The sequence below is a fragment of the Streptomyces sp. NPDC101152 genome, assembly GCF_044768275.1.
Taxonomy (GTDB): domain Bacteria; phylum Actinomycetota; class Actinomycetes; order Streptomycetales; family Streptomycetaceae; genus Streptomyces.
In genome coordinates, this window is the sequence record NZ_JBIWPO010000005.1 from 320,342 (window position 1) to 344,793 (window position 24,452).

Annotated in this window: 20 protein-coding genes; 10 read left to right on the forward strand and 10 right to left on the reverse strand. The window is 73.2% G+C overall.

Going from position 1 to position 24,452, the window contains the following annotated elements; all coding sequences use genetic code 11:
- Nucleotides 1-35: 35 nt before the first annotated feature.
- Genes ACIRVK_RS09565 through ACIRVK_RS09575 form a run of 3 tightly spaced genes read right to left on the reverse strand, consistent with a single transcriptional unit; the run spans nt 36 to nt 2,863 of the window.
- Nucleotides 36-1,370: an MFS transporter gene (locus ACIRVK_RS09565; RefSeq protein ID WP_404244872.1), complete on the reverse strand. Its 1,335-nt coding sequence runs from the start codon at nt 1,368-1,370 to the stop codon at nt 36-38.
- 54 nt (nt 1,371-1,424) lie between these two features.
- Nucleotides 1,425-2,201 carry a glycerophosphodiester phosphodiesterase gene (locus ACIRVK_RS09570; protein ID WP_404244873.1) on the reverse strand — a complete coding sequence of 259 codons (777 nt, stop codon included), beginning with the start codon at nt 2,199-2,201 and terminating at the stop codon, nt 1,425-1,427.
- Complete coding sequence (locus tag ACIRVK_RS09575) at nt 2,198-2,863, reverse strand: YitT family protein (protein WP_404244874.1); 666 nt, start codon at nt 2,861-2,863, stop codon at nt 2,198-2,200. The genes ACIRVK_RS09570 and ACIRVK_RS09575 overlap by 4 nt, the downstream gene beginning before the upstream one ends.
- 98 nt (nt 2,864-2,961) lie before the next feature.
- Here ACIRVK_RS09575 and ACIRVK_RS09580 point away from each other — a divergent pair, with 98 nt between their 5' ends.
- Nucleotides 2,962-4,470 (forward strand): PLP-dependent aminotransferase family protein, encoded by a 1,509-nt coding sequence (locus tag ACIRVK_RS09580; protein ID WP_404244875.1) that lies wholly within the window; start codon nt 2,962-2,964, stop codon nt 4,468-4,470.
- Between the two features lie 27 nt (nt 4,471-4,497).
- Here the strand turns inward: ACIRVK_RS09580 and ACIRVK_RS09585 are convergent, their stop codons facing one another.
- Together ACIRVK_RS09585 and ACIRVK_RS09590 are read right to left on the reverse strand one after the other, a co-directional pair.
- Nucleotides 4,498-6,090: a hypothetical protein gene (locus tag ACIRVK_RS09585; protein WP_404244876.1), complete on the reverse strand. Its 1,593-nt coding sequence runs from the start codon at nt 6,088-6,090 to the stop codon at nt 4,498-4,500.
- Between the two features lie 40 nt (nt 6,091-6,130).
- A complete protein-coding gene (locus ACIRVK_RS09590; protein WP_099934012.1) occupies nt 6,131-6,325 on the reverse strand; it encodes a hypothetical protein in 195 nt (64 codons plus the stop codon).
- Nucleotides 6,326-6,585: 260 nt separating this feature from the next.
- Here ACIRVK_RS09590 and ACIRVK_RS09595 point away from each other — a divergent pair, with 260 nt between their 5' ends.
- The 5 genes from ACIRVK_RS09595 to ACIRVK_RS09615 all read left to right on the forward strand — a co-directional run bounded on the left by ACIRVK_RS09595 (nt 6,586) and on the right by ACIRVK_RS09615 (nt 12,017).
- Nucleotides 6,586-6,978 (forward strand): ankyrin repeat domain-containing protein, encoded by a 393-nt coding sequence (locus ACIRVK_RS09595; protein WP_404244877.1) that lies wholly within the window; start codon nt 6,586-6,588, stop codon nt 6,976-6,978.
- Between the two features lie 301 nt (nt 6,979-7,279).
- Complete coding sequence (locus tag ACIRVK_RS09600; protein WP_404244878.1) at nt 7,280-8,698, forward strand: HEAT repeat domain-containing protein; 1,419 nt, start codon at nt 7,280-7,282, stop codon at nt 8,696-8,698.
- 186 nt (nt 8,699-8,884) lie between these two features.
- Nucleotides 8,885-10,021: a glycosyltransferase family 4 protein gene (locus ACIRVK_RS09605; RefSeq protein WP_404244879.1), complete on the forward strand. Its 1,137-nt coding sequence runs from the start codon at nt 8,885-8,887 to the stop codon at nt 10,019-10,021.
- Nucleotides 10,018-11,175 (forward strand): glycosyltransferase, encoded by a 1,158-nt coding sequence (locus ACIRVK_RS09610; protein ID WP_404244880.1) that lies wholly within the window; start codon nt 10,018-10,020, stop codon nt 11,173-11,175. Before ACIRVK_RS09605 ends, ACIRVK_RS09610 begins: the two co-directional genes overlap by 4 nt.
- Nucleotides 11,172-12,017 (forward strand): SGNH/GDSL hydrolase family protein, encoded by an 846-nt coding sequence (locus ACIRVK_RS09615; protein ID WP_404244881.1) that lies wholly within the window; start codon nt 11,172-11,174, stop codon nt 12,015-12,017. The genes ACIRVK_RS09610 and ACIRVK_RS09615 overlap by 4 nt, the downstream gene beginning before the upstream one ends.
- Nucleotides 12,018-12,055: 38 nt before the next feature.
- On the opposite strand, the gene ACIRVK_RS09620 is transcribed toward ACIRVK_RS09615, so the two are convergent.
- From ACIRVK_RS09620 to ACIRVK_RS09640, 5 genes are read right to left on the reverse strand one after another with little or no spacing between them, the layout of a single operon-like run.
- Nucleotides 12,056-12,925 (reverse strand): biotin-dependent carboxyltransferase family protein, encoded by an 870-nt coding sequence (locus ACIRVK_RS09620; protein ID WP_404244882.1) that lies wholly within the window; start codon nt 12,923-12,925, stop codon nt 12,056-12,058.
- Nucleotides 12,922-13,539 carry an allophanate hydrolase subunit 1 gene (locus ACIRVK_RS09625; protein WP_404244883.1) on the reverse strand — a complete coding sequence of 206 codons (618 nt, stop codon included), beginning with the start codon at nt 13,537-13,539 and terminating at the stop codon, nt 12,922-12,924. Before ACIRVK_RS09625 ends, ACIRVK_RS09620 begins: the two co-directional genes overlap by 4 nt.
- The gene (locus ACIRVK_RS09630) at nt 13,536-14,294 is read right to left on the reverse strand and encodes a LamB/YcsF family protein (protein WP_404244885.1); all 759 of its coding nucleotides are present in this window, start codon (nt 14,292-14,294) and stop codon (nt 13,536-13,538) included. Before ACIRVK_RS09630 ends, ACIRVK_RS09625 begins: the two co-directional genes overlap by 4 nt.
- A gap of 17 nt (nt 14,295-14,311) precedes the next feature.
- On the reverse strand, nt 14,312-15,157 hold the full coding sequence (locus ACIRVK_RS09635) for a putative hydro-lyase (protein ID WP_404244887.1): 846 nt from the start codon (nt 15,155-15,157) through the stop codon (nt 14,312-14,314).
- Nucleotides 15,154-16,449 (reverse strand): MFS transporter, encoded by a 1,296-nt coding sequence (locus ACIRVK_RS09640; protein ID WP_404244889.1) that lies wholly within the window; start codon nt 16,447-16,449, stop codon nt 15,154-15,156. Before ACIRVK_RS09640 ends, ACIRVK_RS09635 begins: the two co-directional genes overlap by 4 nt.
- A 129-nt stretch (nt 16,450-16,578) precedes the next feature.
- Between ACIRVK_RS09640 and ACIRVK_RS09645 the strand changes: the two genes are divergently transcribed.
- The 4 genes from ACIRVK_RS09645 to ACIRVK_RS09660 all read left to right on the forward strand — a co-directional run bounded on the left by ACIRVK_RS09645 (nt 16,579) and on the right by ACIRVK_RS09660 (nt 24,447).
- Nucleotides 16,579-17,280 carry a GntR family transcriptional regulator gene (locus tag ACIRVK_RS09645; protein WP_404244891.1) on the forward strand — a complete coding sequence of 234 codons (702 nt, stop codon included), beginning with the start codon at nt 16,579-16,581 and terminating at the stop codon, nt 17,278-17,280.
- A 64-nt stretch (nt 17,281-17,344) separates the two neighbouring features.
- Nucleotides 17,345-18,871, forward strand: coding sequence for a hypothetical protein (locus ACIRVK_RS09650; RefSeq protein WP_404244893.1), 1,527 nt, complete (start codon nt 17,345-17,347; stop codon nt 18,869-18,871).
- A gap of 25 nt (nt 18,872-18,896) precedes the next feature.
- A complete protein-coding gene (locus ACIRVK_RS09655; protein WP_404244895.1) occupies nt 18,897-19,787 on the forward strand; it encodes a hypothetical protein in 891 nt (296 codons plus the stop codon).
- 37 nt (nt 19,788-19,824) lie between these two features.
- A complete protein-coding gene (locus ACIRVK_RS09660) occupies nt 19,825-24,447 on the forward strand; it encodes a hypothetical protein (protein WP_404244897.1) in 4,623 nt (1,540 codons plus the stop codon).
- The last annotated feature ends 5 nt before the right edge of the window (nt 24,448-24,452 follow it).

Genomic DNA, 24,452 nt, shown 5'->3' on the forward strand with positions numbered 1-24,452 from the left:
CAAACGCGTACACTACAGCTCTTTTGCTGTCTGTGCTAAATCCTCTCGGGAACCGGATTGCCGGCATCGTTGATCGCCTGCCGCACCGGAACCCGCGCGAGCAGGGCGAATCCGATGACGAAGAAGACCACCAGCGAGATGATCGCGTCCCGGTAACTTCCGGTCAGCTGGTAGGTGATCCCGAACAGCAGCGGACCGAGCCAGCTCATTCCCCGGTCGCTCATCTCGTACGCGGAGAAGTACTCGGCCTCCTTGCCCGGCGGGACGAGATGGGAGAACAGCGAGCGGGACAGCGCCTGGCTGCCGCCGAGCACCAGCCCGATGCCGGCCGCGAGGACGAAGAACCACACCGGAGCCCCGGCCGGCAGGAAGTACCCGGCCGCCAGCGTCACCGTCCATGCCACCAGTGATCCGAGGATCGTGCGCTTGGCCCCGTACGTCCGCGCCAGCCGCCCCATTCCCAGGGCTCCCGCGACCGCGAGCACCTGGACCATCAGGACGGCTGTGATGAGCGTGGACTGGCTCAGGCCCAGTTCCTCGGAGCCGTACACCGACGCCTGGGAGATCACGGTCTGGATGCCGTCGTTGTAGATGAGGTAGGCGAGCAGGAAGGAGAGAGTGAGGGGCTTGGTGCGCATGCCGCGGACGGTGACGGCGAGTTGCCGCCAGCCGTGGACCGCCGGCCTGGAGGGCACGGTGCGGGCGTCGCGCAGCCGCTGCAGCGGTACGAGCGTGAAGGCGCCCCACCACAGGCCCGCGGAGGCCAGGCAGATGCGCACGGCCGTCGACTCGGACAGGCCGAAGGAGTCGTGTGCGGTGAACAGCACCAGGTTGACGACGAGCATTGTCGAACCGGCCGCATAGCCGAAGGCCCAGCCGCGTGCGGACACCCGGTCCCGGTCCTCGGGCGGCGCGATCTGCGGCAGGTAGGAGTTGTAGACGACCATCGAGACGGCCACGGACGAGTTGGCGACGACCAGCAGCAGACCGCCGAGCAGATAGCGGTCCCCGGACAGGAAGAACAGGCCGGTCGTGGCGGTCGCCCCCACATAGGCGCAGGCGGCGAGCAGCGGCTTCTTGCGCCCCGTGCGGTCCGCGGCGGCGCCCACCAGCGGCATCACCAGGATCGACACGATGACGGAGGCGGAGACGCAGTACGCGAAGAACGACCCGGCCCGCACCGGGACGCCCAGCGGGTGCACGTACCCGGCCGCGTCCGCCGCCGACCTGGCGACCGACGTCAGATAGGGACCGAGGAACACGGTGAGCACGCTCGTCGAGTAGACGGAGCAGGCCCAGTCGTAGAAGTACCAGCCGCGCTGCTCGCGCCGCCGGTCGATGGCCTCGGCCCGCACGGTCTCGGTGCTCACCCGTGCCCTCGCTTCCCCGTGGATGTCCCGCGCGAAGGCGGCGGGGCGTCGGTGTCAGGGGTGGGGCACCCAGACGCCGCGGTCCTCCATGACCTTGCGCAACGTGTCGATGTGATCGGTCATGATGCCATCGACTCCCAGGTCCAGGAGCCGGTGCATGCGATCGGCGTCGTTGACGGTCCACACGTGCACCTGCAACCCGCGCGCATGGGCGGCCCGCAGGAAGCGGTGGTCGACGACCCGGACGCCGGACTGCGCCTCGGGAACCTGCGCGGCGACCGCAGAGCGGCGCAGCGCGGCCGGCACGCCCCAGGAGCGCAACCGGAGGTTGAGCACGCCCCGGGTGCCGTACGACGTCGCCAGCCGTGGCCCGGCCAGCCGCTGGGCGCGGATCACCCGGGCCTCGGAGAAGGAGCCGGCGCAGACGCGGTCCCACGCGTGCGTGCGCTCGACCAGGTCCAGGAAGGGACGGAGCGAGGCCTCCGCCTTGAGGTCCACGTTCCAGCGCACCTCGGGGAAGGTCTCCAGCAGTTCCTCGAACAACGGAACCGGCTCCCTGCCCGCCACGCGCGCGTGGCTCACGTCCTTCCACGGCAGATCGGCTATGCGGCCGGCGCCGTCCGTCACCCGGTCCAGCGTCGCGTCGTGGAAGGCGACCAGCCTGCCGTCGGCCGTGGCGTGCACGTCGGTCTCGATGTAGCGGTAGCCCGCCGCCACCGCCCGCCGGAACTGCGACACGGTGTTCTCCAGACCGTCGGCGGCCCCGCCCCGGTGGGCGAAGGCGATCGGGCCGGGATGATCGAGGTAGGGGTGGCGTATCCGCGTGGTCACGGTCGCAGTATCGCCCCCCGCGGTTGCCCTTCGGCAACGACCGTGCTGCCGGCGGCTGCCCGGGGGACGTCGAACACCCGCAGGAAGAGCTGGGCGAGCGGGCCGATGGACAGCGCGTACAGGACCGTGCCGATGCCGACGGTGCCGCCGAGGGCGAAACCGGTCACCACGACCGCCACTTCGATGGCCGTCCGCATCAGCCGGATCGAGCGGCCGGTACGGCGGTGCAGCCCCGTCATCAGCCCGTCCCGCGGGCCGGGTCCGAACCGGGCGGAGATGTAGAGCCCGGTCGCCGCGCCGTTGAGCAGGATGCCGGCCAGCAGGAGCGGTACGCGGACGGTCAGGGAACGAACCTCGGGCACCAGGGCGAGGGTGGCGTCCATGGCGAGGCCGACGGCGAAGACGTTGGAGACCGTGCCGAGTCCGGGGCGCTGCCGCAGCGGGACCCACAGGAGCAGTACGGCCGCGCCGACGATGATCGACACGACGCCGATGGTCAGGCCGGTGAGCCGGGCCAGGCCCTGGTGCAGCACGCCCCAGGGTTCGAGTCCGAGGCCGGCGTCGACGAGCAGCGCGGCACTCGCCCCGTACAGCGCGAGCCCGACATAGAGCTGGAGCAACCGTCGCCCGAGACGGTCCTTCGTGGGCTTCGCGGACTTCACGTCGTACCCCTGTGGTCGTAGTGGCCTGGTGCATGTCACCCTGGGGCTTGGGTGGAAGTGTCATCCATGGCCAATTCAAGGAAGGTGGACTGATTCTCATGGCCCATTGGACTTCGGCGATGGGTGCGGCGCAGCTCGCCCGGCTGCTCAACTCCCAGCAGGACCGCCCGGCGGGACCGGGCACCCGCCGTCCGCCCGCGTACCGGGCGCTGGCCGACGGCATCCGGCTGCTGGTGTTGGAGGGCCGCGTCCCGGTGGCCGCCCGACTGCCCGCCGAACGCGAACTGGCCCTGGCCCTGTCGGTCAGCCGTACGACGGTCGCGGCGGCCTACGAGGCGTTGCGCACCGAGGGTTTCCTGGAGTCCCGGCGCGGCGCCGGCAGCTGGACGGCCGTACCGGCCGGGAACCCGCTCCCCGCGCGCGGGCTCGAACCCCTTCCGCCCGAGGCCCTCGGTTCGATGATCGACCTGGGCTGCGCGGCGCTTCCCGCTCCCGAACCGTGGCTGACCCGGGCCGTCCAGGGCGCGCTGGAGGAACTGCCGCCGTACGCCCACACACACGGCGACTATCCGGCCGGGCTCCCCGCCCTGCGCTCGATGATCGCCGAGCGCTACAGCGCGCGCGGGATCCCGACGATGCCCGAGCAGATCATGGTGACCACCGGGGCGATGGGCGCCATCGACGCGATCTGTCATCTCTTCGCGGGCCGCGGTGAGCGGATCGCCGTGGAATCGCCCTCGTACGCCAACATCCTCCAGCTGATGCGGGAGGCCGGGGCCCGGCTGGTGCCCGTCGCGATGGCGGAGGGGCTCACCGGCTGGGACCTGGACCGCTGGCGTCAGGTGCTGCGCGACGCGGCACCCCGGATCGCGTACATCGTCGCCGACTTCCACAACCCCACCGGCGCGCTCGCCGGCGAGGACCAGCGCAGGCAGCTCGTGGAGGCGGCCCGGTCGGCGGGCACGGTGCTCATCGCCGACGAGACGATGAGCGAGTTGTGGCTGGACGAGGGGCTCGGGGCGGCGACGATGCCGCGGCCGGTGTGCGCCTTCGACCCCGCCGGGTCCAGCGTCATCACCGTCGGCTCCGCCAGCAAGGCCTTCTGGGCGGGCATGCGCATCGGCTGGGTGCGCGCGGCACCGGACGTGATCCGCAGCCTGGTCGCCGCCCGGGCGTACGCCGATCTGGGAACGCCCGTGCTGGAGCAGCTCGCCGTGAACTGGCTCTTCAGCACCGGGGGCTGGGAACAGGCCGTGGACATGCGGCGCGAGCAGGCCCGGGAGAACCGGGACGCCCTCATCGCGGCGGTGCGCCGGGAACTGCCCGACTGGGAGTTCGAGGTGCCGGCCGGCGGGCTGACCCTGTGGGTGCGGACGGGCGGTCTGTCCGGGTCACGGCTCGCGGAGGCGGGGGAGCGGGTCGGCGTACGGGTCCCGTCCGGGCCGCGCTTCGGGGTCGACGGCGCCTTCGAGGGGTACGTGCGCCTCCCGTTCACCGTGGGCGGCGCGGTCGCCGACGAGGCGGCGGTGCGGCTGGCTGCGGCGGCGAAGCTGGTGGAGACCGGGGCGACGGGGGGCGGGGAGGCACCGAGGACGTTCGTCGCCTGAACCCCAGCCTCCGAGCCGCTTCGGCGTCTAGGGGCTCTCCGCCACCACGGCTTCCACGGGCACCGGCTCCGCCTCGACGCCCTCGGCCGCGAGGCCCTCCCCGTCGGCCGGGGTGGTCCGGGGCGGGAGCAGGGCCAGTACGGCCTGCCGGTCCGCGTCGCTCGTCGCGTCGTCGTAGGGGTCCGGCGTGGACGGCACCTGGAGCCGGTGCACGGGGCCCGAGCCCAGACGGGCGTACCCGCGTCCCGGAGGCACGTGCGCGACCGGCGTGGTGTGGGGCGGCGCCCCCAGCACCGTCTCCAACTGCCCGGTCGTCGCGGGCCCGAGCACCACGCGCGCGCGGGTGTGCTGCCGTAGCGCGTCGCTCAGCGCGTCCGCGTTGTCGAACTGGTCGGCCACCACCACGGTGACGTTCGCCGCGCGCCCGTGCCGGAGCGGGACCTGGAGCAGCGCCTGCGGGTCCTTGCGGCCGTCCGCTGCGGCGAGGTGGGAGAAGGCGGTCGGGTGGTCCAGCAGGATCCACAGCGGGCGCCTGGTGTCCTCCGGCGGCGGGTGACCGGCCTGGCGGGCGCGGTTGGCCGCGATGAGCCGGCGCTCCGTTTCCGTGGCCGCCCACTCCAGACTGGCCAGCGCTCCCGCCAGCCCGCACTCGACGGCTAGGACGCCGTCCCGGCCGGTCAGCCAGGCGTACTCGCCGGTGCCACCGCCGTCGACGATCACGACGTCGCCGTGCTGGAGGGCCTGGAGGGCGACCGAGCGCAGCAGGGTCGAGGTGCCGCTGCCCGGCTGGCCCATGACCAGCAGGTGCGGCTCGGTGGACCGCACGCCCGTGCGCCACACGACCGGCGGGACGTCGCGCCGGTCCGCGCCGTAGGTGAGGGGGAGAGTGCGCTGGACCTGGGAGGGGTCGGTGAAGCCCAGGACCGTCTCGCCCGGAGCCGTGACGAAACGCTGGGCGGCGATGTCGGTGGGCAGCGGGGGCAGGACGGTGACGGTGAGCTGGTTGCCCTCCTCGTCCCAGGCGAAGTGGTACTCGCGGCCGCGGCCCGACTTGGCGTGCAGCAACTGCTCGATCCGCGCGCGGGCCTCGGACTCGCCGTCCGGGAAGTACGCCGGGTAGCGGATGACGATCTCGGTGACACGCCCGGACTCGTCGAACTCGTACGTGGGGAAGACCTTCTCCCACTCGCCGCCGTGCGCGTAGAGGGGGGCGGGGTCCTCGGGGGTGGAGAAGTACGGGACCAGGGCCTCGTACAGGGACTTGAGGCGCTCGGTCTGCGAGGTGTCGGGGCCTTCTTGCGCCGCCGGTTTGCGCTCCCTGCCCTGCCAGGCCGCCGCCGCCATCACGACGATGGCGGCGAGCAGCGGGCCGTACGGCACGAGCGCCACGACCAGGACCACCGAGGACACCAGGAACAGCAGCGGCCCGCGCTTGTCCTTGGGAGTCTCGGTCCATCTGCGCCGTCCGGCGGCCGCCAGCCGGCGCAGACCGCGCGTGATCGTGATCAGCGGATGGAGGACGTCGGTGGCACTGTCGGCCGCCGTCCGGGCCAGCTCCCGGCTCCGGGCGATCTGCGCGCTGCCTGTGCTCAGGATGCGGGGGAGGGGGCGGCGGGCCACTGCTGTCTCCTGGATGTGCGTACGGACGGGACGGGCGGCGTCAGAACTTGATGCCGCCGAGCAGACTGGCCAGGCTCTCGCCGCCGGCCTTGATGCTCGGGGCGATGGCCGTGCTCGCGAGGTAGAAGCCGAAGAGGGCCGAGACCAGCATGTGCGACGCCTTCAGGCCGTCCTTGCGGAAGAAGAGGAAGACGATGATGCCGAGCAGGACCACGCCTGAGATGGACAGGATCATTGGGGATCTCCTGGTTCGCGGGGACAGTCACCATGAGTACTTCCAGGATCACAGGATGTATCCATACGATAAAAGGTGCAACTGGGTGACATTCGGTGGATTTCCCTCTCTTGGCCGAGCCGTCCTGGGCCGGTTGAACAGGCCGCTTGCGTCCGGCCGGGTATGTGGTGATCTTTACCTCCGGCACATCGGGTCATGTGCCGCGCCGGGCAGTACCCTGGCGATTCACCTGAACGGTTGCAGGAGAGGCGGACCGGCCGATGACTGAAGCCCCCGACCCCGAGGTCGTGGAGCTGGCGACCAAGATCTTCGATCTGGCGCGGCAGGGACGGACCGAGGCGCTCGTGGCGTACGTCGACGCGGGCGTTCCGGCCGGTCTCACCAACGATCGCGGCGACTCGCTCGTGATGCTCGCCGCCTACCACGGCCACGCGGAGGCGGTCCGCGCACTGCTCGCCCGGGGCGCGGAGGCGGGACGCGTCAACGACCGGGGGCAGACACCGCTCGCCGGAGCCGTCTTCAAGGGCGAGACGGAGGTCATCAGGGCTCTTCTGGAGGGCGGCGCCGACCCCTCCGAGGGCACCCCGTCGGCCGTCGACACCGCACGGATGTTCGGCAAGACGGAACTGCTCGAACTGTTCGGCGCGCACTGATCCACGGATTCTGACCAGCGAGAACAAGGAAAACGGGGGAGGCGGTACAGGGCCGCCGAAATTTCGGTCGCGGCAGGTCGAAGTGCCGAGTCATCATGACGTCGTGATTCACGGACGCGATGGCCGGGCAGAGGTTGCCGCACCGCGCGGGCCGTGAAGCGGTCCGCACGGGCCACTGACGAGAGGCAGAGGAAGATGGTCTACAGCAAGCAGGAAACGGCGGGCGCCCCGACGTGTTGTCACGCGGCCAGGTGAAGCAGGACCCCCGGTTGCGTCGACGCTTGATGTGAGGCTGTTTCCCATGTTCGAACCGGTCATAGCGCCCAGCGGTACGCTGCTCGGCCTGCTCCAACGGGGCCGCGGCGACGGCACGCTGCACGCGCTCACCGCTCCGCGCGCCGAGGCGCTCGCGGCGCTGAACCACTGTGTGCTGCGCGACCCCCGCCACGACTGGCAGGTGGAGAACCGCTCCCTGTACTACGCCCGTCTCTACCTCGACCTGAACGGCGAGCTGGACGAGATCGAGGCGCACCTCTTCGACGCCGAGGACATCTTCGACACCGAGGAGTCCCGCACGGGTCTGGCCCTGGCCGTGCTGGGCCACCTCGCCTCCTACGGCCGGCGGGACGCCCTCGCGCTGCTGCGCAGGTACGCCGCCGTCGGCTCCAACTGGGCCTGGGCCCTGGACGAACTGGCGCTGCGCGACGACGACGCCGGTCTGCGCGCCCTCGCCGCGCCCGTGCTCGCCCGCTTCCCCGCCGACGCCGAGGGCGAGGCCGAACTGGCCACGGCCGTGCGCGACGCTTTTGAGCCACGGCCCTGGCGGCTGTGGGCCGAGGATCCGCGGGAGTCGATCGCCACGCGCGTGCGTGCCGCCCAGGAGACCGGCTGCTTCGACCGGTGGCAACGCCAGATGCGACCATCCGGGCCCCGGCCGGGGTGGAGCGTGCGGGCGGTGTTCGAGTGGGCCCAGCAGGGCGTCGAGCGCGGAGCCGCGCTGCACGTCCCCGCCGCCCGCTGTCTCACCGCCGTCGCCGGCCCCGAGGACCGGCCCGAGATCCTGCGGGCCGCCGTCGACGGCACCGACGGAGCCCGCTGCACCGCCCTGCGCTACCTGGCCGACAGTAACGATCCCCACACCCTCGACCTGATCGAGGGCGCCGTCGTCGCCGGCTCACCCGCCGTCGTGGAGGCCGCCGTCGACGCCTTCGAGCGGATGCGCAGCGTCGCCGCCGTCGAACGGGCCCGCGGCTGGGCCCACCGGCCCGACCTGCTGGGCGCCGCCGCCGGACGCATGCTCGCCTGCCGGGGCGGAGTCGAGGACAAGGACCTCGTTCTCTCGGCCCTGCGGGAAGCCGTACGGGGCGAGGGCCCCGACGCCCCGACCCTGTGGACCCTCGTCGACGGCACCGGACGGCTCGGCATCGCCTGCGCCGCCCCCGTCCTGCGCCACATCTACCGCGAGACCGCCTCCTCCCAGCTGAGGTGCCGGGCCGCCCGCGCCCTCGCCGCCACCGACCCGTCCTTCCCCGCCGGGTTCGCCGTCGAATGCCTCTGGGACTGCGAGGAGACCACCCGCGAGATCGCCGCCCGGCACGCCGAGACCGGCGACGCCCGCGTGGTCGAACGCCTCCGCCGGCTCGCCGCCGACCCGGCCGAGGAGGACGAGGTGCAGACGGCCGTACGCAGCCGGATCGCCCCCGAAGGGCCCGCCGTGTGAGGCGGCCGAGCAGATCTTCACCGGGCCCCTTCAGGACCGCCGGGTGAACGACGGGTGACCCGCGGGTCAGGCGGTCATGGACAGGGTCTGACCTGCTCGGGTGCGCGAAGGAACGCTCACGGGACGTTCATCGTTCGCAAAGATCCACGTTGACCCGGCCACGCCGGGCCCGGCGAGAACACCGGTATGCGTGTCGTCATCGTGACCGAATCCTTTCCCCCCGATGTGAACGGCGTGGCCCACTGCGCGCTCCAGACCGCCCGGCACCTCGTGGATCGCGGTCATTCCCCGCTCGTCGTCGCGCCGGCCCCGCCCCCCACCGCCGGCAAGCGGCCCGACGCCTCGGCGCCGTGCCCCGTCGTCCGTGTCCCCTCCCTACCGCTCCCGGGCTATCCCCAGGTCCGCGTGGCGCTGCCCAGCAGGCGCCTCGCCGCGGCGATCGTCGAGCACCGTGCCGACCTCGTGCACCTGGCCAGCCCCTTCGTCCTCGGCGTCCGCGGCATGGCGGCCGCCGCCCGGCTCGGCGTCCCGGCCGTCGCCGTCTACCAGACGGACCTGGCCGGTTACGCACGCACCTACATGGGCGCCGGTGAGGCCGCCGCCTGGCGGCGCATCCGCTCCGTCCACGCCGCCGCCGACCTCACCCTCGCCCCCTCCAGCCCCTCCCTGAACGACCTCCAGGCCCATGGCGTCCCCCGAGTCAAGCTCTGGCCGCGCGGCGTGGACACCGCCCGCTTCCGTCCCGAGCTGCGCGACAACGCCCTGCGCCGCGAACTCGCCCCGAACGGGGAGCTGATCGTCGGCTACGTCGGCCGCCTGGCCCCCGAGAAGCACATCGAACTGCTCGCCGGAGTCTGCGCTCTCGACGGCGTGAAGGTCGTCGTCGTCGGTGACGGCCCGAGCCGGCCGGCCCTCGACGAGGTGCTGCCGGGAGCGCTCTTCCTCGGCCGCCGCACCGGCCACGACCTCGCCCGGATCTACGCCTCGATGGACGTCTTCGCACACACCGGCCCCTTCGAGACCTTCTGTCAGACCGTTCAGGAGGCCATGGCGAGCGGTGTCCCCGTGGTGGCCCCCGCCGCGGGCGGTCCCCTCGACCTGGTCGCCCACGGGCGCACCGGGCTCCTGGTCCCGCCGCACGACGCGGACGCCGTACGGGACGCGGTGCGGTCCCTGGCCACCGACACCGAACGGCGGATCTCCTTCGGCGCCACCGCACGCGCCACCGTCGAGGGACGCACCTGGGCGGCCGTCGGCGACCAGCTGATCGGCCACTACGGTGCGGTGCTCGCCGCCCGTGAGAAGACGGCGGTGGCCGCGTGAACTCCCTGCGCATCGTGCGACTGGCCAACTTCGTCGCCCCCGCGTCGGGCGGTCTGCGCACCGCCCTGCGCGAGTTGGGCAAGGGCTACCGGGCCGCCGGACACGAACCCGTCCTGATCGTGCCGGGCGAGCGCGCCGACGACCGGGACACCGAGCAGGGCCGCGTCATCACCCTGCCCGGGCCGCTGCTGCCGGGCACCGGCGGCTACCGAGTCCTGACCGACAGGCGGCGCGTGACCCGGCTGCTGGAGGAACTGGCGCCGGACCGCCTGGAGGTCTCCGACCGCACCACCCTGCGCTGGACCGGCAAATGGGCGCGGCGGGCCCGGGTTCCCGCCGTGATGGTCTCCCACGAGACCGCCGACGGCGTCCTGCGCACCTGGGGCCTGCCCGAGGGCGCGGCCCGCCGGGCCGCCGACGCCCTCAATGTCCGTACGGCGCACACGTACGCGCGTGTGGTGTGCACCACCGAGTACGCCGAGCGGGAGTTCGTGCGGATCGGCGCCCGCAACGTCGTACGCGCCCCGCTGGGCGTCGACCTCGTGGAGCGGCATCCCACGCTGCGTGAGGCGGAGGTGCGCGCACGGTACGCGCGGGCGGACGAGACGCTGCTCGTGATGTGCACCCGGCTGTCGGTGGAGAAGCGGCCCGTGACCGCGCTCGACGCCCTGGAGGCGCTGCTGCGGCGTGGCAGGCGGGCGGTGCTCGTGGTGGCCGGGGACGGGCCACTGCGGGCGCGGCTCGAACTGCGGGCACGGGAACGAAGGCTGCCGGTGACCTTCCTCGGGCACATCTCCGACCGCCGGGCGCTGGGCGCCCTCCAGGCCTCGGCCGACGTGTGCCTGGCCCCCGGGCCTGCCGAGACGTTCGGGCTGGCCGCTCTGGAGGCGATGGCCTGCGGCACCCCCGTCGTCGTGAGCACGTCGTCCGCGCTGCCCGAGGTCATCGGGTCGGCCGGGGGCGTCGCGGCGGACCACGGGGACGCCTTCGCGGACGCCGTCGACATGATGCTCGAACTCCCCGAGCGGGAGCGGCGCGGGGCCGCACGCGCGCGTGCCGAGTGCTTCGGCTGGACCGCGGCCGTTGACGCGTTCCTCGCCGCCCACGACGCGACGGTACCGGTGCGTCGTTTCGCGCCCGGGGGCGTGGGATGAGAACCGTGCGTTTCGTCGCCCTCGGTGACTCGCTGACCGAGGGCGTGGGCGATCCCGTCGGCGGCGCCTGGCGAGGCTGGGCCGCGCTGCTCGCCGGCGGGCTGGCCGAGGAGCACGTCGAGTTCACCAACCTCGCGGTGAGCGGCGCGCAGACCCGGGAGGTGCTGGAGGTGCAGACGCCGGCCGGTCTCGCGCTGAAGCCGGACATCGTGTCGGTGGTGATCGGTGTCAACGACACCCTGCGGTGCACCTTCGACATCCATGCCGTCGCCGAGCGGCTGGACGAGGTGTACGCCGCGTTCACCGGGCAGGGGGCGACCCTGCTGACGGCCTGTCTGCCCGACCCCGGCTCGATGCTCGGCCTGCCCGCATCCCTCGCCCGCCCGCTGGCCCGGCGGCAGCGGGCGGTCAACCGGGTGGTCCACGCGCTCTCCGACCGGTACGGGGCGATCCATCTGCACGCGGCGGAGGAGGACTGGATCACGCATCGCGCGATGTGGAGCGCGGACCGGCTGCATCCCGGGGAGCAGGGGCACCGGCAACTCGCCCTGCGCTTCCACACGCTGCTGAGGCAGGCGGACCGGGCCGGCGGGCCGCCGCCCTCGCCCGAACCGCAGTTCCCCGCCCCGACCAGGTCGGCGAGCCTGCTGTGGCTGGCCACCGCGGGCAGCGCCTGGATCGCCCGGCGGTGCACCGACCTGTTGCCGCAGTTGCTGCGGCTCGCCGCGGACGAGATGCGGCACCGCGCGCGGGGGACGAGCGCCCGGCTGGATCTACGGGCCGCGGCCGCGGTGTCGGCGGCGTTGGCCGCGGTGTCGATCTCGGATCCGGAGGCTGCTTGAACCGTTCGGTGCGCGGTTCCCCGCGTCCCTTCACGGCGTCAACGCCGACGTACCGCCACGAAGCGGACCGGGGTTCCTGGCGCCGCCTGGGCCGCGACCGGCAGGTCCCGCGTGCTGACCACCGCGATCACCGGGTAACCCCCGGTCGTCGGGTGGTCGGCCAGGAAGACCACCGGTCTGCCGTCCGGGGGCACCTGGACCGCGCCCAGGACCATGCCCTCGCTGGGGAGTTCGCCGGGGAAGGCCCGTTCCAGCGCGGGGCCCTCGGTGCGCAGGCCGATGCGGTTGCTCGCGGGGGAGACCCGGTAGGTCCGGGTCGTGAAGGCGGTGAGCGCCTCGCGCGTGAACCAGTCGTCACGAGGGCCGAGCGTCACCCGCAGGACGAGTTCCGCCGGGGGTGCCGGTTGCGGGGCCACGTCCACGCGCGCGCGGACCTCGGTCGGCGCCCCCAGGGGGAGCACCGTGCCGTCCGTGAGGGGCGGCGGGCCCAGGCCCGAGAGGAGGTCCGTGGAGCGGCTGCCCAGGACCGGCTCCACCGCGATGCCTCCGGAGACGGCCACATAACCGCGTACTCCGCCGACGACGGTGCCGACCTCCACCAGCGCCCCCGCGGGCACGCGAACCGGGGCGCCCCAGGCGGCCGGGCGGCCGTCCACAGCGACCGGGCAGGGGGCGCCGGTGACCGCCACGGTGACCGTCGAACGGGGGCGCAGGGCGCAGCCGCTGACCGTGGTCTCCAGGACGGCCGCGGCGGCCGGGTTGCCGACCAGGCGGTTGGCCAGGGCCGCCGCAGGGGCGTCGAGCGCGCCGCAGCGGGGCACGCCGAGGTGGGCGTGTCCGGGGCGGCCCTCGTCCTGGACCGTGGTCAGCGCTCCGGCTCGTACGACGACGAGCGCGCGGTCGGTCATGAGCGTTCCACCGGGACGAAGCGCACGCGCGTGCCGGGCGAGAGCAGCGCGGCCGGTACGCGGGCGTGGTCCCACAGCACGGCGTCCGTGCTGCCGATCAGCTGCCAGCCGCCCGGCGACGAACGCGGGTACACACCCGTGTAGGAGCCCGCCAGAGCGACCGAGCCCGCCGGGACCGCCGTGCGCGGCGTGGCCCGGCGGGGAACGTCGTACCGCGGCGGGAGACCGGTGAGGTAGCCGAAGCCGGGGGCGAAGCCGCAGAAGGCGACGCCGAACTCGGTTTCGGCGTGGATGCGGGCCGCCTCCCGCGCGGTCACGCCCCAGTGCGCGGCGACCTCGGCCAGGTCCGGGCCGTCGTAGCGCACCGGGATCTCGACCGCCTCACCCGCGTGCGGGGGAGCTGGCGGGACGTGCGCCGTGGTGAGTTCCGCAGCCAGGCGGGACGGGTCACGGAGGCCGTCGAGCAGGATGGTGCGGGCCGCCGGGACGATCTCGCGGACCGACAGCGCTCCCTCCGCGCGACGGCGCAGCAGGTCCGCGTGCAGCGCCTGGGCCTCGGGGCCGGAGTCCACCTCGACGAGCAGGGCGTGGTGGCCGACGGGCAACGCCCTCATACGAAGGCCTCCACCCGGACGCCGGACTTCTGCAGGCGCTCCCGTACCAGCCGGGCAAGCTCGACCGCGCCGGGCGTGTCCCCGTGCAGGCAGAGGGAGCGTGCGCGGACCTCCACGCGCGTGCCGGAGCGGGAGGTGACCGCTCCGTCACGGGCCAGGCGCACCGAGCGTTCCACCACGGCTTCCGGGTCGGTCACCACGGCGCCGTCCTGACCGCGCGGTACGAGCGTGCCCTCCTCGGTGTACGCGCGGTCCGCGAACGCCTCCCCGACGGCCGGCAGGCCCGCCTTCCGGGCGTACTCCAGCAGCCGTGAGCCCGGCAGCCCGAGCACGGGCAGGGTGGCGTCGGTGAGCCGTACGCCCTCCACCACCGCGTCGGCCTGCTCCTCGTCATGCACGACGCGGTTGTACAGCGCGCCGTGCGGTTTGACGTACGACACGCGCGTGCCCGCCGCCCGCGCGAAGACCTCGAGGGCGCCGATCTGGTAGGCGATCTCCGCCGCGAGTTCCGCGGGCGGCACGTCCATCGCGCGCCGCCCGAAGCCCGCGAGGTCGCGGTAGGAGACCTGGGCGCCGACCCGCACGCCGCGCTCGGCCGCCATCTCGCACACCCGCCGCATGGTGGCCGCGTCCCCGGCGTGGAAGCCGCAGGCCACGTTGGCGCTGGTGACGACGGACAGCAGCTGTTCGTCGTCGGTCAGCCGCCAACGGCCGAAGCCCTCGCCGAGGTCGGCGTTCAGATCGATCGGGGTCATGGATATTCGGTTTCCTCTCAGAGCACGCGGTACTGCTCGTCGCGGGCGTCGGTCAGGAACATCTGTCCTGGAGCGTGCGTGATGGCGAACGGCGGCCGGGAGGCCATCACCGCGGCCTGCGGGGTCACCCCGCAGGCCCAGAACACCGGGATGTCGTCCGGCGCGGCGTCCACCGGGTCGCCGAAGTCGGGGCGGCCGAGGTCCTCGATGCCGAGCGCCGAGGGATCGCCGCAGTGCACGGGTCCGCCGTGGACCGCCGGGAGGAGACTGCTCTCCCGGATCGCCGCCGCCAGGTGCTCCGGCGGCACCGGACGCATGGACACCACCATCGGGCCGCGCAGCCGCCCCGCGGCGGTGCACTGACGGCTCGTCACGTACATCGGGACGTTGCGGCCCTGTTCGACGTGGCGGATCGGGACGCCCGCCCGGGCCAGCGCCCACTCGAAGGTGAAGCTGCAGCCGATCAGGAACGACACCAGGTCCTCGCGCCAGTACGCGCGCACGTCCGTCGGCTCGTCCACCAACTCACCGTCCCGCCACACCCGGTAGCGGGGCAGATCGGTGCGCAGGTCCGCGCCGTCGGCGAGGGTGCTGGTCCAGGACCCGGCATCGGTGACCTCGAGCACCGGGCAGGGCTTGGGATTGCGCTGGCCGAACAGCAGCATCTCGTACGCCCAGTCGGCGGGCAGCGAGATCAGGTTGACCTGGGTGTAGCCGCCCGCGACCCCGGCGGTGGGTCCGCTGAGCCCTTCCCGGAAGCGGGCCCGGGCGGTTTTCGGGCTCCACGCGTGCGCGTGCTCGTCGACGAGGATCAGCGGGCGGTCCTCCGCCACGGTCGTGGACCGGTCTTCGGTGCGGCTCACGCCAGCTCCTTCCCGCGTGTCTCCGGCAGCCCCAGCAGCGCCAGGGCCGCGATGCCGTAGCCGATCGCGCCGAAGACCAGCGCGCCGCCCACGCCCCAGCTGTCGGCGAGGAAACCGACCGCCGTGGGGAAGACGGCGCCCACGGCGCGCCCGGTGTTGTACGTGAAGCCCTGCCCGGTGCCGCGTACCTCCGTCGGGTACAGCTCGCTCAGGTAGGACCCGAAGCCACTGAAGATCGCCGACATGCAGAACCCGAGCGGGAAACCGAGCACAAGCAGCAGGGTGTTGGCACCGTGCGGGATGTTCGCGTACGCCAGGATGCAGATCGCCGACAGCAGCGCGAACAGCCAGATGTTGCGCCGCCTTCCCAGCCGGTCGGTCAGATAGCCGCCGGTCAGGTAGCCGAGGAAGGCGCCGGAGATCAGGAACGTCAGATAGCCCCCGGTCCCGACCACCGACAGCCCGCGCTCACTCTTCAGGTACGTCGGCACCCAGGTGGCGAGCGTGTAGTAGCCGCCCTGCACACCGGTGGACAGCAGCCCGGCGAAGACCGTGGTGCGCAGCAGCCCGGGCTTGAAGATCGCGGTGAACGAACCCTTCCGGGCGCTGCGCTCGCGGACGGCGACCGCGTGCGGGGCGTCGTGAACCCGGCGCCGCATCCAGATCACCAGCAGCGCCGGCAGCGCGCCGGTCCAGAACATGATCCGCCAGGCCAGGTCGCCTCCGGCGAACGAGAACACCAGGGTGTACACGATCGCGGCCAGTGCCCAGCCCACGGCCCACGAGCTCTGGACCGCTCCCAGAGTGCGGCCCCGGTGCCGCGCGCTCGCGTACTCGGCGACCAGGATGGCGCCGACCGCCCACTCCCCGCCGAAGCCGAGGCCCTGCAGCGCCCGGAACACCAGCAGTGTCTCGTAGGTGGGCGCGAAGCCGCAGGCCACCGTGAAGACCGCGTAGGTGATCACAGTGATCATCAGCGCCCTGACCCGTCCGACCCGGTCCGCCACCACGCCCGCGACGGCCCCGCCGACCGCGGAGACGACCAGGGTGACCGTTGTGAACAGTCCGGTCTGTCCGCTGTCGAGACCGAAGTACGCGGCCAGCGCGACCATGCTCAGCGGCAGCGTGAAGTAGTCGTACGAGTCCAGGGCGTAGCCGCCGAACGCGCCGGCGAAGGCACGCCGGCCGCCCGGACCGAGAGCGCGCAGCCAGCCCAACGCGCCGTCGTGATCGCTGAGTTCGGCGCTCTGCGCGCCGGTGGACAGGGCCTGCGGTGGAGGGGTCGTGCTCATGGGCACCTCACAGAGGGAGGACGGAGGGTGCGGAGCTGAGCCGTGCGGTGAACGGTACCGTAGAGGATCGTTCAACGATCCTTCAATAGTCGCGTTGTTTCGTTCTCGTGTCTGCGATTGAATTCCGGCATGGCAGAGCAGCTGAGCGGACTGGCCGACGACCGCGCCCTCCTCGGGCGCACCAGTACGGCCGAACGGGTCTCGGACATCCTCCGGAGCCGCATCGCCGAGGGGTACTTCCCACCGGGCACACGGCTGTCGGAGGACAGCATCGGCGGTGCGCTCGGGGTCTCCCGCAACACCCTGCGCGAGGCGTTCCGCCTGCTCACCCACGAACGTCTGCTGGTCCACGAACTCAACCGGGGCGTCTTCGTCCGGGTCCTGACCGTCGAGGACGTCGAGGACATCTACCGCACCCGCGGCCTCGTCGAGTGCGCCGTCGTACGCGGCCTCGCCGCCCCGCCCTACCGCCTCGAAGCGCTTGCCGAGGCCGTGGAGGCGGGCCGGCGGGCGGCGCGCGAAGGTGACTGGAAAACGGTGGGCACGGCCAACATCCACTTCCACCGCGAACTGGTGTCCCTGGCCGGCAGCGCCCGCACCGACGAACTGATGCGCAGCGTCTTCGCCGAACTCCGCCTCGCCTTCCACGTCGTGGACGACCCCCAGGCCCTGCACGAGCCCTACCTGGCCCGCAACCAGCAGATCCTCCAGGCGCTGGAGAAGGGCGACCGTCTGGCGGCCGAGAAGCTGCTGGCCGTGTACCTGGCCGACTCCCTGGAACGCGTGGTCGAGGTGTACCGGCGACGGGTCGGCGACGAGAACGCCGTCTAGACCGCCGTGCGCGCTCTCGCCGTCGTTTGGGGAGTTGTCAGACCCAGCACCTAGTCTGTGCACCGTGACTTCGCCTGCATCGACGGACAGCGTTCCGCCCCAGCTCAGCGCGGGGCCGCGCCCCGCACCGGGCCCGGCCGCCGACGAGGGACTGGCGCGGCGGCTGCGCGCGCTCGCGTGCACCGCGCCGCTGCACGACCTCGACGCGCGCAAGGCCAACCTCGCGGGCGAGTACTCGGTGTACGGCATGGCGGAGATCGCTCTCGCCGCCATCGACCTGGTCACCCTGAACATGGACTTCGACACGGGCGCCGACCACGACCAGATCGTCGCCCGGCTCATCCCGCGCATCGCCGCCCAGGCCCCCCGGCGGCCGGTCGCCGAGCACGAGCGTGTGGCCCGCTGGGTGCTGGAGAACCTGATCAACGTCGGCAGCGTCGACCGCGGTTTCCGCGCCGTCTACGGGACCTTCACGACCGACGGCAGCTATGTCCGGCGGGACTACGACTTCAAACTGATCGAAGAGGTCCCCGGCCCCGGCGGCACGGTGTACCTCCGCACCACCGACGAGGCGGTCAACGTCCTCGTCGGCGCTCTCGACACCGACGTCACCAGCGCCCAGATCGCCGCCGAGGTCAAGCTCGAGGTTCTGATCAACCGGGGGCGCCTGGCCGACGCGCAACTCGCCGCCGAGCAGGCCCGCTACCGGACGGTGCAGTACTCGGAGACCCTGCGCCGGGCGCTGGACGCGACCCGGCGCAACGTCCGGGCGGTGGACTGGCTCAACTCGGTTCCCGACATGATCGCCGAGGCGCTGGACCACGTCGCCGACCGTTACCGCCACGAGAACGCGATCCTCACCAACATCCGCAAGGCGCGCGATGAGACGGAGGACGCCGAGCACAAGCGGCGGGCCGCCGAGTTGGTCGACATCGTCAAGGACTGCATCCGGCGGCACACGCAGTTGCAGTCGCGCCTCCTTGAGGCGGGGCCGCTGTTCCGCGCCGAACAGGACCGGCAGGCCTTCGCGACCCCCATGACGTCCTCGGGGACGGACCTGTACGGGCACCTGCTCGCCCCGCTCCTCCCGCTGCCGGTGGAGCAGGCGGTTCGGGTCACGGACGCGTTCTTCGCGCGGGGGACCGGATTGCGTACGCCCGTGTCCGTGCGGGTGAGTGACCTTGTCGACATATTGCTGACGCCTCCGGTGGAGCGGGAGCACCTCGGTGCGGAGATGCCGGAGCCGGACCTGATCGCAACGCCCGACGACAGCAGGTTCAGCGAGGAGCAGCTCGCGGCGGCGACGGAGTTGCTGGACCTGCCGGCGGACGCGCCCCGCCGGCTGTCGGGACTGCTCGCCGACGCGCGGCGCCAGGATCCGGACCTGCCGTACCTGGTCGCGCTGCTGGCCGTGCACGCGGCCAGTCCGCCGGTCGGAACCGCGTACCGGCAGGGCGAGCAGAAGCTGTTGTTCGCCGTGGACGACGGGACCGAGCTGGATGATCCCGAGTTCGGCGGGGCCGACCTGATCGTGGGGACGGCGCTGCTCGATGCCGCGGGGATGACGGCGGACCGGACGGAGGCCGCGTGATCGACGAGTTCAAGGAGATGCAGTCGTGAGTGAGCACGTCGAACGGAGTGACGCCGAGGCACCGGTTCCGGCAGCCCCGGCCACCGTCACGCCTGCCGACGCCGCCGACGCGGCACGGCTCGTCGCCTTCGGGCTGCAGCCGAAGTTGCAGCCCGCGCGGGACCAGGAGTACGCGGAGCTGTTGCGGCGCCACCGCGAGGATCCGGCGTTCGCGCGGCTCGCGGACGCCGTGGCCGCCGGGCTCGGGCTCGTGGTGCTGGAGGTGTCCCCACGCGCGGGGATGGCGGTGACCGCGGCGGAGGACTCCGTGTTCGCCGTCCGCATGGGAGACTACGCGCGTCGTACGTCCGCCGACGGCGGCGACCGGTTCCTGCACGGGCTCGCCCACCTCGCCGTCGCCGCGATGGCCTTCCCGCGCCCCGAGGACCTGGCCGACGACGGATACATCGGGCGCGTCACCGTCAACGGCGTGGACGCCTTCGTACGGCAGGCCTGCCGGCGCCTGGAGGAGCGGGCCGACGAGCAGGGCGAGAACACCGACCCGGCGACCGACGCGCCGGGTCTGGAGGCCGCCTGGCGGATCTGGGTCAGACGCAGCGCCACCGGTGCCACCAAGGACGCGCGCAGGCTCGCGGGTTCGACCACCGGCATCGTCGGCAAGGCGGTCGCCTTCCTCACCGACTCCGGGTTCCTCCAGCGCACCGGCGACGACAATGGCGGCACGTATCGCACGACGGCCCGCTACCAGCTCCAGGTACGGGACATGGCGGGCAGCGCCGCCATGGCCGAGCTGCTGGAGCTCGGTGTCGTCCCGGTGACCGACGGCACGCCGACGCTGCTCCCGCCCGAGGACACCGACGACCTGGAGCTGGCGTCCGACGCGGGCCTGCCGTTCCACGCGTCGTCACACTCCTGAACCTCCCCGACCTGCCGAAGACTTACGAGAGTCCGCCATGTACGAGCTGTCCCGGGTCCGCCTCTACTCCATCGGTCCTGCCGGTGCGCGCTACGCCGACACCGTGCTCGACCTGCGGGGAGTCGGCGAACCCGTGCCCGACCCCGCGCCCACCCAGGCGGAGTTCTTCGAGGAGGAACCCGTCGGCCCGCCACGCCGGCCCGCGCCGGCCGGCGTGCTCTTCCTGGAGAACGGCGGCGGCAAGTCGGTGCTCCTGAAGCTGATCTTCTCCGTGATGCTGCCCGGCCACCGCAACACGCTCGGCGGCGCGAGTTCCGGCGTGCTGCGCAAGTTCCTGCTCGCCGACGACTGCGGGCACGTCGCCCTGGAATGGCAGCACACGCTGACCGGCGAGTGCGTCGTCGTCGGCAAGGTCAGCGAGTGGCGCGGGCGCCAGGTCTCCAACGACCCGCGCAAGTTCGCCGAGGCCTGGTACTCGTTCCGGCCCGGGCCGGGGCTGTCCCTCGACAACCTGCCGGTGGCCGAGGCCACCTCCGTACGCCCGCCCGTCGAGGGCCAGTCGGGCGCGCAGGGACGTCGGCGCACCATGAAGGGCTTCCGGGACGCCATCACCGAGGCGGGCAAGGCGTACCCGCACCTGGAGGTGCACTGGGAGGAGATCCACGACCGGTGGATCGAACACCTCACCGACCTGGGCCTCGATCCTGAACTCTTCCGCTACCAGCGGGAGATGAACGCCGACGAGGGCGAGGCGGCCGGCCTCTTCGCGGTCAAGAAGGACTCCGACTTCACCGACCTGCTGCTGCGCGCCGTCACCGACACCCGGGACACCGACGGGCTCGCCGACCTGGTGAGCGGCTTCGGCAACAAGCTGGGCCGCCGGGCCGAGCTGATGGCCGAACGTGACTTCACCGCCGGTTCGGTGGACCTGCTCGGCCGGATCGTCGAGGCCGCCGAGGCACGCGCGCGTGCGCGTGACATCCACGCGGGTGCGGAACGCCGCACCCGCACCCTGGCCCGCAGATTGTCGGCGCGGGGCGGGCGGGAACGCGTCCGGGCCGCCGACCTCGCCCAGCGGGTCACCGCGGCCGCGTACGCGGTCACGCACGCCGAGGCGGCCCGGGAGCGCAGCGCGCGGATCGCCGCCGAACTCGCCTACCGCAACGCCTCGTTGGCTCTGGCGGCGGCGGAGAAGTCCGCCGCCGGGCAGAAGCGCGAGCTCGCCGACGCGCGCACCCTGCACTCCGCCTGGCAGGCCGCCGAGGCCGTGCTGCGCCACCGCGCCGCCGCCGACCGCGTCGCCCGCGTGGCCGCCGCGATCCAGGAGGCCGAGCGTGATGCCGCCCCGGCCCTCGCCGCCCGCGCCAAGGCCGCCGTGGACCTCGTACGGGCCCTGCACGCGGCCGCCGAGAGCGCCGAGACCCTCGCCAACGAGGAGGAGGAGCGCTCCGCCGCCCTCCAGGAGGTCAGCGAGTCGGCGTACCGTGACTCGACCGCCGCCGCCACGGAGGCACAACGCACGCGCAGCGAGATCGGCCACCTGCGCCAGCGCCTGACCGAGGTCGAGCAGGAGACCACCGAGGCCGTGCGCGCCGGCTGGCTCGACGACAGCGCGCCCGACGCCGACCCGGCCCGCGCCGCGCTCGCGGCCAGCGACGCCGAGAAGACCGCCGTCGCCGCCTGGGACACGGCCCGTGAGGTCTCCCGCAAGGCCACCGAACACGCCCGCGAGGCGGCTGCCGCCGAGTCCCGCGCCGAGTTGACGGCCGCCCGCGCCGCCGACGCCGCGACGGCCACCCGGCGCTCGTACGAGACCGAGCGGCGTACCGCCGAGTCACTGGCGGCCGAGGAGCGGCTGGCGGAGCTGCTGAGCCTGACCGGCGGGCGCCCCAGGTCCTCCGTACCGCACCCCCGTGAGGCGTCCCAGCACGCTGAACCCGCCCTCACCCCCGAGGAGTTGGACCGCTTCGCCGACGAACTGCGGGAACTGCTCGACGACTCGGTGTCCGCTGCCGAACGCCAGCTCTTCGAGCTGCGCACCGCCGCGGCCGACGACTCCCGGATCCTCGCCGCGCTCGGCGACGGCGGGCTGCTGCCGCCCGGACCGGACGTGCTGGCCACCGTCGAGTTCCTCGGCGAGCACGGCATCCCCGCCCTGCCCGGCTGGCGCTACCTCGCCCAGGCCGTCGACCCGGCCGACCACGCCCGCGTGCTGGCCGCACGACCCGAACTGGTCGACGGTGTGATCATCACCGACCCCGCCACGCACGCGCGTGCCCGCGACGCGCTGACCGACGCGGCACTGCTGCCCCGGTCCGCCGTCGCCGTGGGCACCGCCGCCGCCCTGCTCGCGCCGACGCCCGCCCCGGACACCCAGGGCACGGACGTCTTCCTGGTGCCACCCAACCCGGCCATGCACGACGAGCACGCCGCCGACGAGGAGCGGCAGACGCTGCGAGCTCGGGCGGCCGAACGGGACGAGGAGATCCGCACACTCGCGGCCCGCCTCGGCAAGGACCGCGAGCTGGCGGCCCGTCTCGCCTCCTGGCGCACCGGCTGCCCGGCCGGGCGGCTCCTCGAGCTGTCACAGGCGGCGCACGAGGCAGGCCTGTTCGCCGAGGAGGCCGAGGTAGAGCTGGCCGAGGCCCGCACCGTACGGGCCGAGGCCGACGAGGCTGCCGCCGAGGCCGCGCAGGTGCGGGACGAGCGGCAGGAGGCCGCGCAGAAGGCCCGCCGGGCCGCCGACGCCCTCGCCGGGCTCGCCTTCCGGCTGCGCGAGCGGGCCGGCTGGCAGGTGAAGCTGCGCGAACTGGCGGACGACGGCGCCGAGTGCGAAGCCCGCGCCCAGGCCTGCCTGGAACGCGCCCGCGCCGCCGACGAGGACCGGCGTGCCGCCCAGCGGGCCGCCGACGACGCCCGCCGCACCGCACGCGCGCTGCGTGCCGAGCGCTCGGAGATCGCCGGCGCCCCCGACGACGTACCGGACGCCGACCCGGACGCCCCCAGGGCGTCCCTGCCCGCCCTGCGGGAGGCCTACCGGGCCGCGTCCCAGGTGTACGAGAAGGTCGGCGTCGGCGCCGACCTGCGGGCCGAGCAGGCGCGAGCGGAGAGCGACGAGAGTGCGGCCCGCGCCGACCTGGACCGGCTCAGCAACAAGGTCCGCACCCGCGCGGAGCAGCTGCTGGAGTCGCCGGACGGCTCCGACGGACCGTCCCGGCAGGCGGCTGCCGCCCGGGCCGAGGAGCTGGTGCAGCTCCTGGAGACCCGGATGTCGAGCGCGAGCGAGCAGCTGGGCCGGCTGCGCGGCGAGGCCGAACGGCACGCCCCCGAGGACGGCGAGGCGCACACCGAGTTGACCGAGGAACTGCAGCCGCGGGACGCCGAGCACGCCCAGGCCCTCCTGCGTACGGCGACGACCGAACTGGCCTCCCGCACCGAGGCGTTGACCCAGGCCCGGGAGGCCCACAGCGAGCTGCTCGACGCCCACCGCGCCGCCGAGGACGCGGCGGGCGGCTTCGACGAGACCGCCGCGATGCTGCGGGACCTGCTGCGCGAGCACTCCATGGAGGACGAGCAGGAGGAGCCGGAGCCCTACCCGGGCAGCCTGGAGGAGGCCCGGCAGTCGGCGGCAGAGGCCCGCCGGTCGCTGCGCGGCTGCGCCGCCGATCTTTCGGCCGCCGAGACCGCCGTCCGCGAGGCGAGCGACGTCCTCGTCCGGCACGCCAACTCCACCCGCTACGAACAGGTCCGCACCCCCGCCCGCCAGCAGATCCGCGAGCTGCCGACCTCCGCGCTGCCCGAGCACGCGCAGAAGTGGTCGGACGCCTTCGCACCCCGACTGCGGGTCCTCACCGACGAGTTGGCTCAACTGGAGCGCAACCGCGACTCGATCGTGGACCGGCTGCGTGGTCTCGTCGAGTCGGCGCTGGCGACCCTGCGCTCCGCCCAGCGGCTGTCCCGGCTGCCCGAGGGACTCGGCGAGTGGTCGGGTCAGGAGTTCCTGCGCATCCGCTTCGAGGAACCCGATCAGGCCACCCTGACCGAACGGCTCGGCGAGGTCATCGACGAGGCGACCCGGGCCGCCGTGAAGAAGAACTCCGACCTGCGCCGCGACGGCATGTCCCTGCTGCTGCGCGGTGTGGCCGCCGCGCTCCAGCCCAAGGGCGTCGCCGTCGAGATCCTCAAACCGGACGCCGTGCTGCGCGCCGAGCGCGTGCCCGTCGGCCAGATGGGCGACGTGTTCTCCGGCGGCCAGCTGCTCACCGCCGCCATCGCGCTGTACTGCACCATGGCGGCACTGCGCTCCAACGACCGGGGACGCGACAGGCACCGGCACGCCGGCACGCTCTTCCTCGACAACCCCATCGGCCGCGCCAACGCCACCTACCTGCTGGAACTCCAGCGGGCCGTCTCCGACGCGCTGGGTGTCCAGCTCCTGTACACCACCGGATTGTTCGACACGACCGCGCTGGCCGAGTTCCCGCTGGTCATCCGGCTGCGCAACGACGCCGACCTGCGGGCCGGGCTGAAGTACATCAGCGTGGAGGAACACCTCCGGCCGGGGCTGCCCCAGCAGGCACCGGCCGGCGAGGGCGAGGCGGTGCACAGCGAGATCACGGCGACACGGATGTTCAAACGGCCCGCACCCAGCGCCACTTGACGGGC

Bases quoted from the DNA above. Each gene is read 5' to 3' on its own strand.
- ACIRVK_RS09580 (WP_404244875.1), top strand. From the start codon at position 2,962: ATGGCCCATTGGACTTCGGCGATGGGTGCGGCGCAGCTCGCCCGGCTG.
- ACIRVK_RS09590 (WP_099934012.1), bottom strand. From the start codon at position 6,325: ATGATCCTGTCCATCTCAGGCGTGGTCCTGCTCGGCATCATCGTCTTC.
- ACIRVK_RS09595 (WP_404244877.1), top strand. From the start codon at position 6,586: ATGACTGAAGCCCCCGACCCCGAGGTCGTGGAGCTGGCGACCAAGATC.
- ACIRVK_RS09600 (WP_404244878.1), top strand. From the start codon at position 7,280: ATGTTCGAACCGGTCATAGCGCCCAGCGGTACGCTGCTCGGCCTGCTC.
- ACIRVK_RS09605 (WP_404244879.1), top strand. From the start codon at position 8,885: ATGCGTGTCGTCATCGTGACCGAATCCTTTCCCCCCGATGTGAACGGC.
- ACIRVK_RS09615 (WP_404244881.1), top strand. From the start codon at position 11,172: ATGAGAACCGTGCGTTTCGTCGCCCTCGGTGACTCGCTGACCGAGGGC.
- ACIRVK_RS09620 (WP_404244882.1), bottom strand. From the start codon at position 12,925: ATGACCGACCGCGCGCTCGTCGTCGTACGAGCCGGAGCGCTGACCACG.
- ACIRVK_RS09625 (WP_404244883.1), bottom strand. From the start codon at position 13,539: ATGAGGGCGTTGCCCGTCGGCCACCACGCCCTGCTCGTCGAGGTGGAC.
- ACIRVK_RS09630 (WP_404244885.1), bottom strand. From the start codon at position 14,294: ATGACCCCGATCGATCTGAACGCCGACCTCGGCGAGGGCTTCGGCCGT.
- ACIRVK_RS09640 (WP_404244889.1), bottom strand. From the start codon at position 16,449: ATGAGCACGACCCCTCCACCGCAGGCCCTGTCCACCGGCGCGCAGAGC.
- ACIRVK_RS09645 (WP_404244891.1), top strand. From the start codon at position 16,579: ATGGCAGAGCAGCTGAGCGGACTGGCCGACGACCGCGCCCTCCTCGGG.
- ACIRVK_RS09660 (WP_404244897.1), top strand. From the start codon at position 19,825: ATGTACGAGCTGTCCCGGGTCCGCCTCTACTCCATCGGTCCTGCCGGT.